Below are 8,140 nucleotides of genomic sequence, written 5' to 3' on the forward strand. Positions count from 1 at the left end.
CTCTCCCCGGCCGATCACTCGTCTACATTGCCTCCCACATCTTCTGCAAGCGCTTGCTCGAAACCGGCACCGGCGTGCGCAGTTCCTGCGCGAACAACTGGACACGCAATTCCTCGAGCAGCCAACGGAACTGTTCCAGCTGCCCATCGCTGACCCCCTGTTTGGCGAGTACGCTGGCGCGCCGCTGGTGGTTGGTCGCCAGCGGCGCCAGTTCGGCGAGCAGGCGCGCATCGCGCGCGGATCCCTGGGCCCCGCCCGCTTTCAATTTGTCCAGGCGCAGCGAGACCGCCTTCAGGTAGCGCGGGTAGTGCTGCAGACGTTCGAACGGGGTCTCGACGATGAAGCGTTTGCCGAGCAGGCGCTTCATCTGACCCTCGATGTCGTGCAGTGCGTCTCCGTACACCTTGCAGGTCGGCAGCTTCTTCCGCAGCGCCTGCCAGTCGCCGAGAATCTGTCCGACCAGGCGACAGATATCCTGCGCCAGCAGGGTCAGGCGCGGCCTGGCGTCCAGACAGCGTGCCCGAAAGCTTGCGGCATCGGTCGGCCAGGGTTCGGCCAGACAGGCACGTGCGCAACTCAGCTCGAGCAATTGCTGTCGCAGCTCGTCGCGCGTGCCGAGCGACATGTACTGCAGGGCCATCTGGTCGAGCCCCGGCAAGTTCCTTTCGAGAAACTTGAGTTGTTCCCGGAACTGCAGCATGAAAAGGCGCAGCAAGCCCGAGCGGTGTGCGTGTTGCGCCTCCAGCGGCGAGTCGAAGACACGCAGCGCAACACTGTCGCCGTGGTCGACCAGCGCAGCATGGCCAAACAGCCGCTGTCCGTCGCCCACGCCGACTTCGATTCGCTCTGGCAGTTCGCCGCAGGTCCAGTCACGCATTCCCGAATGCTCGCCAGGCGCTTCGTGCAACTCGGAGAACTCCTGCTTCGCCTGGCGCCCCCAAGCAGCGCGTAGTTCGCCGAGCTTGCGGCTCATCCCGAGTTGTCGGCCATTTTCGTCGAGCAGACGGAAATTGAACGACAGGTGTGGCGGGAGCGCGTCGGCGCGGAAAGCGTCGGGGGTGATCTCCCAGCCGCGTGCGTTGAGTCCGCGCGATTGCACGATGAAGGCGATCAGAGCCGTGACCAGCGGCTGTTCCGACGGCGGCACGCGGGCAACGAAGTCGGCGGCAAAGTCGGGGACCGGCACCAGCTTCGCGCGCAGCCGTTGCGGCAGCGTCTTCACCAGTTGCACCACCTTTTCCTTGAGCAAACCCGGCACCAGCCACTCGCAACGCGCGGCCGAAATCTGGTTGAGTTGCGCCAGCGGCACGGTCAGCGTCACGCCGTCGCGCGGACTGCCCGGCTCGAAGTGATACGCCAGCTCATAATCGACGCCGCCGAGTCGCAGCCGATGCGGGAACGCCTCGCTGGTCACCCCGGCTGCCTCGTGCCGCATCAGGTCGGTACGCTGCAGGTAGAGCAGTTGTGGCTTCTCGCGCTCGGCTTCGCGCCGCCATTTGTCGAAGCTCGCGCCGCTGTAGATTCCTTCGGGAACGATCCGGTCGTAGAAGGCAAAGATCAGCTCGTCGTCGACCAGCACGTCGGGCCGGCGGGACTTGTGTTCGAGCGTTTCGATGTCGAGCATCAGCTGCTGGTTGTGCGTGTGGAAGCTCCAGCGCCGTGCGAATTCCTCGCTCACCTCGCCGCCGACCAATGCCTGGCGGAGAAAGATCTCGCGCGCGGCCTGCGGATTCAGCGGCCCGAAGTTCACCCGCCGGCGCGGCTCGACGACGAGGCCATGCAGCGTGATGCGCTCGAAGGCGATCGCCTGCATCGCCGACTTTTCCCAGTGCGGGTCGAACCAGCTGCGCTTGAGCAGGTGCGCACCGACTGCTTCCAGCCATTGCGGTTCGATGCGCGCGACGCAGCGCGCAAACAGGCGCGTCGTTTCGCTGATTTCGCCGGCGACGATCCACTTGCCGGCCTTCTTCTGCAGCGGCGAACCCGGATGGATGAGGAACCTGATGCCGCGTGCCCCCAGATAGTGCGCCGATTCTTCCGATTTGCAGCCGAGATTGCCGAGCAGGCCGGCGAGAAGCGCGCGATGCACCGCGTCGTAAGTCGCCGGCAACTGGTTTTCCAGCCATCGGTGCTCGGCCGCCAGTGCGTGCAACTGGCCGTGGATGTCACGCCACTCGCGCATCCGCAGCGCGGAAAGGAAGTTCTCGCGGCAGGACTCGACCAGCTTGCGTTGCGACTTGCGGTGCTCGATCTCTCCCTGGTACCACTCCCAGAGCCTGAGCCAGGAGAGAAACTCCGAGCGTTCGTCGGCGAACCTGCGATGCGCAGCGTCGGCACTGCCTTGCCGCTCCTGCGGCCGTTCGCGTGGATCCTGCACGGAGAGTGCGGCGGTGATCACCAGAACTTCGCGCAGGCAGCCCTCGTCGCGCGCGGCGACGATCATCCGGCCGAGGCGAGGGTCGAGCGGCATCTTCGCCAGTTCCCTCCCGGTCGGCGTCAACGCGTGCTCACTGGTCAGCGCGCCGAGTTCGCGCAGCAACTGGTAGCCGTCACTGATCGCCTTGCGCGGCGGCGCTTCGAGAAAGGGAAAACCCTCGATGTCGCCGAGGCGCAGCGCTTTCATGCGCAGGATCACGCCTGCCAGCGAAGAACGCAGGATTTCCGGGTCGGCATAGGTCGGACGAAGTGCGAAATCCTGTTCGTCGTAGAGACGGATGCAGACGCCCGCGGCGACCCGGCCGCAGCGCCCGGAACGCTGGTTGGCCGCAGCCTGAGCGATCTTCTCGATCTGCAGTTGCTCGACCTTGTTGCGGTACGAGTAGCGCTTGACGCGAGCCAGACCCGAATCGATGACGTAGCGGATTCCCGGCACGGTCAGCGATGTCTCGGCGACGTTCGTCGCCAGCACGATTCGCCGGCCGACATGCGGCCTGAAGATCCGGTATTGCTCCTCCGCTGAAAGTCGGGCAAACAGCGGCAGAATCTCGGTGTGCGGCGGGTGGTGCTTGCGCAGCACCTCGGCGGCTTCGCGGATCTCGCGCTCGCCGGGCAGAAAGACCAGGACGTCGCCCGGCCCGAGGCGATCGAGTTCGTCGCAGGCGTCGGCGATCGCGGCGTAGAGATCGCGCTCGTCGTCGTCGGCAGCGGTGTCGTCCTGCCGCAACGGACGATAACGTACTTCGACCGGATACAGGCGACCCGAAACCTCGATCACCGGTGCCTGCGCGAAATGCCGTGAAAAGCGTTCGGCGTCGATCGTTGCCGAGGTGACGATCAGCTTCAGGTCGCTTCGCTTCGCCAGCAACTGCTTGAGGTAGCCGAGGAGGAAGTCGATGTTGAGGCTGCGCTCGTGCGCTTCGTCGATGATCAGGGTGTCATACTGTTCGAGCCACGGATCGCTCTGGGTCTCGGCGAGCAGGATGCCATCCGTCATCAACTTGATGAAGGCGTCGGGTGAGGTCCGGTCGTTGAAGCGGATCTTGTAGCCGACCAGGCCGCCGGACTCGCTCTGCAGTTCCTGCGCGATGCGTGCCGCGGTTGCTCGTGCGGCGATCCGGCGGGGCTGGGTATGGCCGATCAGGCCGGCGATGCCGCGGCCGATTTCGAGGCAGATCTTGGGGATCTGCGTCGTCTTGCCGGAGCCGGTTTCACCGCAGACGATCACCACCCGATGTTCGGCGATCAGTGCGGCGATTTCTTCGCGGCGCGCATTGATCGGCAGATCGTCGGCGAACTGCAGTCGAGGCAGGCGGGCGCGGCGGGCGTCGACCGCCGCCCGCGATTTTTCGTGCAGGCGGTCGGCCTCCGCCTGCAACGCGTCCCGCTGCGCTCCGAAGAGGTGCCGGAGATCGCGCGTCAGCGAGCGCAAGCGACGTCGGTCGACCGCGAGGCAGTCGGCGAAGGAGTGATCTGAGCTGCGCGGGGCGGCTAAGGAGGTGGTTCTGGGGATCATTGGCGAGGAAATCTGCACTGCAGGAATCAGGCTGGTCCAGCTCCGCGCGGAAGCCGATTTGGCGCGGCGCCATTCTACACCCGTGCCTCAATTTCCCCGTCCAGCATCACCCGCCAGCTTTGGCGCCTGCGCCCGTCCAGTCTCGTGACGACGGCCGTTCCTGGCTTTCGCTATTACCTCACCTGTCTGGGCCTCTCTACCATCGCCGTCCCTTGTCGAATCACTGAACAATCCATCGTCCCGGCACTCGCTCACGCTACCTCGTAGCAATATCTGTTCAGGAAATCTAACGACCTGAGTTATAAGACGATAACGCCGATCACATTTGTCAATGCAAGAGTCTTCGCCTGTCGGTTACGGTCTGATCCTAGGGGCGAAATCCGGCACGGACTGGAAGGCTGAAGTCAGAACAAGAACATGAAGTTAGCCGCCGTTTTTTCGGCGATGCCACAGGATGGTGCCCATGTATTTCTAGCAAACACGCTTATTGCGTGCGGAATCAAAAGCCTGGCCGGGATAGACATTGTTCGCGAATGGGTTGTAGTGTTCGCACAAGGCAAGAGGAGATCATGAAGTAACTTAACCTGACGGTACCCGATCGCTTGAGTCACCCGTCGGCCTTTCGGGTGCGGAATTTGGGGACGGACAGGTGGGCAACTCGCTTGGCATGGCCGCAGCATCAAAGCGGCAACCGACGCCATCGCTTTCCCATCAGACGACCTACAGCCACACCCTGAAGCTGCGCATAAGGGGTCACTTAACCGAAGTTCCAGTCCGGTACTGCGGATATCGTTCATCAGGAGGCTGACGGTGATCAGGGGAAGGTTAATCATGATGGCCGTGGTAGTGGGCTGCTTGAGTTCCGGCTGTTCGTTCGGACCAGAGGCAAACCTGTTTGGCGGCGGACGGGTGACTACTGCTTCGGCGGATCAGATGTTTGACTCAGGATTTGAGGCGTTTGACGATGAAAAGCTCTTTTACCTGTTAGCCCGGGACAGCAGGGTAGATTACCAGGCTGCTAATGACGCCCAGAAAATCCGAATCCTCGACAAGGCATTCATGGAGGCCGATGGCGAATTCTGCCCAAGCACTCCGAACCAGCCGTGCAACTTGCCAATCCGTTGCAATCAGATCCTTGATCGCCTGATTGCAGCATCCAATCAGAGATGTAATCTCTACATGAGTTCATCCTTTCCTTATCCTTCAATTCAAGATTGGATTTGCAACTGCTTCGGGTTGCGCGCCGCGGCTTTCGGCGCGCGAAATTTGGTGGCAGCACCTTTATCATTGGAGGATTACGTGTCTCACCCATTTTGTGGCAATAAATTCACGTTTACTCAACCCAATGGCGACAAAATCGAGGTTCGTGGCTGGGGCGACCAGAATAGTGCGCGGTTTGAAACGCTGGACGGATACGCTATTGTGTTGAACCCCTCGTCGGGCTACTTTGAAATTGCCACTAAGGCTGCCGACGATACGCCGTTGCAGGCCTCCGGGCACCATGTTGGGGCCACGCCACCCCAATCCATCGCAAGAGGATTGAAGCCGGGCGGCACGGCTCGCAAGACCTCGTTTACCAACAATGCATTGGGCGGCAAGACCCGCTGGCAGCAACGGTACGAGGAACAACGCGCAGCCATTGACGCGTCGATCAACGGCGCGGGCCCGCATTTTGCCCCACCGCTTCGGCGAACGGTGGGCACCTTCGTGGGGCTTTGTCTTCCGATCCGCTTCCCGGATGTTCCGACCGCCATCACCTCCGAACAAATCAGCGACTTTTGCAACAAGCCCGGATACAACGGATTCGGCAACAATGGCTCGGTCCGCGACTACTATCTCGCTAATTCGCTGGGAAGATGCGATTACTCAACCATCGTCGCGCCTCTGTATACCGCGAAAAAGCCGCGCGCCTACTATGCCGACGACAATCTGCCGGCCGGGCCACGCGCGCAGGAATTGATCCAAGAGGCGCTCGATTTTCACAAGAGCAACAAGTTCGACTTCACCCGGCTCACGGCCGACACGAGTAATTTTGTGTACGCGTTGAACGTGTTTTATGCCGGGGAAGTAGTCAACAACTGGGCGCGGGGGCTTTGGCCACATTCCCATTTCCTCTCCAATCCGGTCATGCTCGCAGCGGGTAAGCTGGCGCATGATTACCAGATCACCGCACTCGGCGACGAGCTGACACTGGGCACCTATTGCCATGAAAATGGGCACATGTTGTGCGACTTTCCCGATCTGTACGATTACGACTACGACTCGGCCGGCATCGGCGATTACTGCTTGATGTGCGGCGGCAACAATGCCGACGAGCGCAATCCCGTCCAGATTGGCGCCTACCTCAAATTCAAGGCAGGCTGGGCTGGATCGGTCATCAATCTGGAACACGGGTTCGACGCCAGTGCTTCCGCGGACGGGAATCAGTTTTTTGTGATTCGTAAGAACCAGCGCGAGTACTACATAATCGAGAACCGCAACAAGGTCGGCCGGGACGCTGCGTTACCCGACTCTGGTCTCGCCGTGTGGCACTGCGACGAAAGTGGCAACAACAGCAAACAGCAAGGCTCGGCCACCAGCCACTACGAGTGTGCACTGATACAGGCTGACGGCAGGAAAGATCTCGAGCACAATGTCAATCAGGGCGACCCCGGCGATCTCTTTAAGACCGGAAACACGTTCACCGGCAAGTGGTGGAACAACCAATCCATAGGCGTTGCCATTGGTTCGATTGGCGCCCCAGGCGCCTCTGTTGCGTTCAAGGTATCGTGAGACACATGGGCGCGTAAGATCACGGGCAAATGGGTAAAGGTCGCATGTTCGCTACGAGGTTCTCCGATACAACATACACCTCGCCCTTGGGAGTGCAGCCGATCGATGCAGCCGGACTCACGGCCGCATCGGCTGGCGGCTCCCGGTACAACTGCTGCTGTCGCCTTGGCTCACGGCATCAAACCCGCTAACTCGTCAAATGCATACCAGATATGGGGAGCTATCATGAAAGCAATAATCCGGTTAGGACTGTCAGTTACAGGCCTCGCATTGATTGGCGGCTGCGCGGCGCCCGCCCCGTCTCGCGAGGCGAGAGTGAAGGACTATGCCACCTTGCTTGGAGCGAGCATGAGCCATTCGAAAGAAGTGCTGGCAAACACCTCTGCCATGGGAAAAGCCAGAATTACCAACGCCGAGGCGAAAAATCTTTCGGCAAGCACGAAGTCGGGGCTCGCTGAAGCTCAAAAGCTGGATTTCGCGGAAATGCTTGCCACCTGTAATACCGTACTCACAAGATTTGAAGTCCGCGCCGACAAGGAGCGCCGCGCCGAATTCTGGACTGCTGTCGCCGGAACGATCGCAGGCTCGGTAGTGGTTCCAGTACTCGCCGCGGCGAACGCGGCCAAATCGGCCATCGCGGGTTGGGGCGGATTCGCCGGCGCGACCAATAGCGCACAACAAATGCTCCGCAATACCGGACTGGACGCCGCGTCCACTATCGCCGCGCGTCACAAAGTCATAGAAAACATGACCATGGCTACAGAAGAGTATATCAAGGCAGCGGCCGATGATGTTGAAGCAAAGCAGGATGCTATTGCACGCGGCCTGGCGGCGTGCGTTGCATACGAGGTCACCGCATCGAAAGATATATCCATCGATCCACCCAATTAGACGGTCTTCGGGCGAAACTCAGTGGCCCTTCGACCCATATCGTTATACCCCACTCACCCGGAAGCTGCCCTGACGCATGAACTGGAGGCCGACGACGCAGTCCGTGACGCGCTGCAATCTTATCCAGATGGTTTGGACGCCCGGCTCGCCGTCGCCTTTGCGCGCCAGGAAGCCGCCAAGCATGGGCACCAATCGTAGGGCCGGATTGAGAGTGGGTGGGTCAGCCGGAGGCTTCTTCCTGTTGAGGAGATAAGCGGCATGCCATTCCTCCTGGTCGAAGAACAAGTCGGCGGGCAAGTCTGGGCAGCCAGCGTGTCCAACAACGCGATCGCTCGCTTGTTCAATCTTCGGTCCCCCAAGCCAACTTCCTTGAGTTCCTCCCCTGCCCAGCCCATGCCGACACCCTCTCAAACAAATCGGCAGCTCACAGAGAGAGCCTCAAGGCGTGCATAAGGACATGGATTAGGGGATGCTGATCTGGTACCCGAAAAATGGACGCCACGAGGTATGGTATTTTGACCTTGT

3 protein-coding genes and 2 pseudogenes are annotated in these 8,140 nt (G+C 60.9%); 2 read left to right on the forward strand and 3 right to left on the reverse strand.

Annotation, left to right across the window (positions count from 1 at the left end; genetic code table 11):
* Positions 1-22: 22 nt before the first annotated feature.
* Positions 23-3,952, reverse strand: coding sequence for an ATP-dependent RNA helicase HrpA (gene hrpA, locus NFV80_RS06190; RefSeq protein ID WP_296758144.1), 3,930 nt, complete (start codon positions 3,950-3,952; stop codon positions 23-25).
* A gap of 831 nt (positions 3,953-4,783) precedes the next feature.
* Between hrpA and NFV80_RS06195 the strand changes: the two genes are divergently transcribed.
* Positions 4,784-6,724, forward strand: a complete 1,941-nt coding sequence (locus tag NFV80_RS06195) for a M6 family metalloprotease domain-containing protein (RefSeq protein ID WP_296758145.1) — start codon at positions 4,784-4,786, stop codon at positions 6,722-6,724.
* Between the two features lie 225 nt (positions 6,725-6,949).
* Positions 6,950-7,615 (forward strand): hypothetical protein, encoded by a 666-nt coding sequence (locus tag NFV80_RS06200; RefSeq protein WP_296758147.1) that lies wholly within the window; start codon positions 6,950-6,952, stop codon positions 7,613-7,615.
* A 42-nt stretch (positions 7,616-7,657) separates the two neighbouring features.
* Here NFV80_RS06200 and NFV80_RS06205 read toward each other — a convergent pair.
* Both NFV80_RS06205 and NFV80_RS17445 read right to left on the reverse strand, forming a co-directional pair.
* Positions 7,658-7,921 (reverse strand): annotated as a pseudogene (locus NFV80_RS06205) (IS4 family transposase); the annotation flags it as partial.
* Between the two features lie 35 nt (positions 7,922-7,956).
* Positions 7,957-8,010, reverse strand: a pseudogene (locus NFV80_RS17445) (hypothetical protein); the annotation flags it as partial.
* Positions 8,011-8,140 lie beyond the last annotated feature (130 nt).

Origin of the sequence: Accumulibacter sp., assembly GCF_023806565.1 — a bacterium.
Lineage (GTDB): Bacteria > Pseudomonadota > Gammaproteobacteria > Burkholderiales > Rhodocyclaceae > Accumulibacter.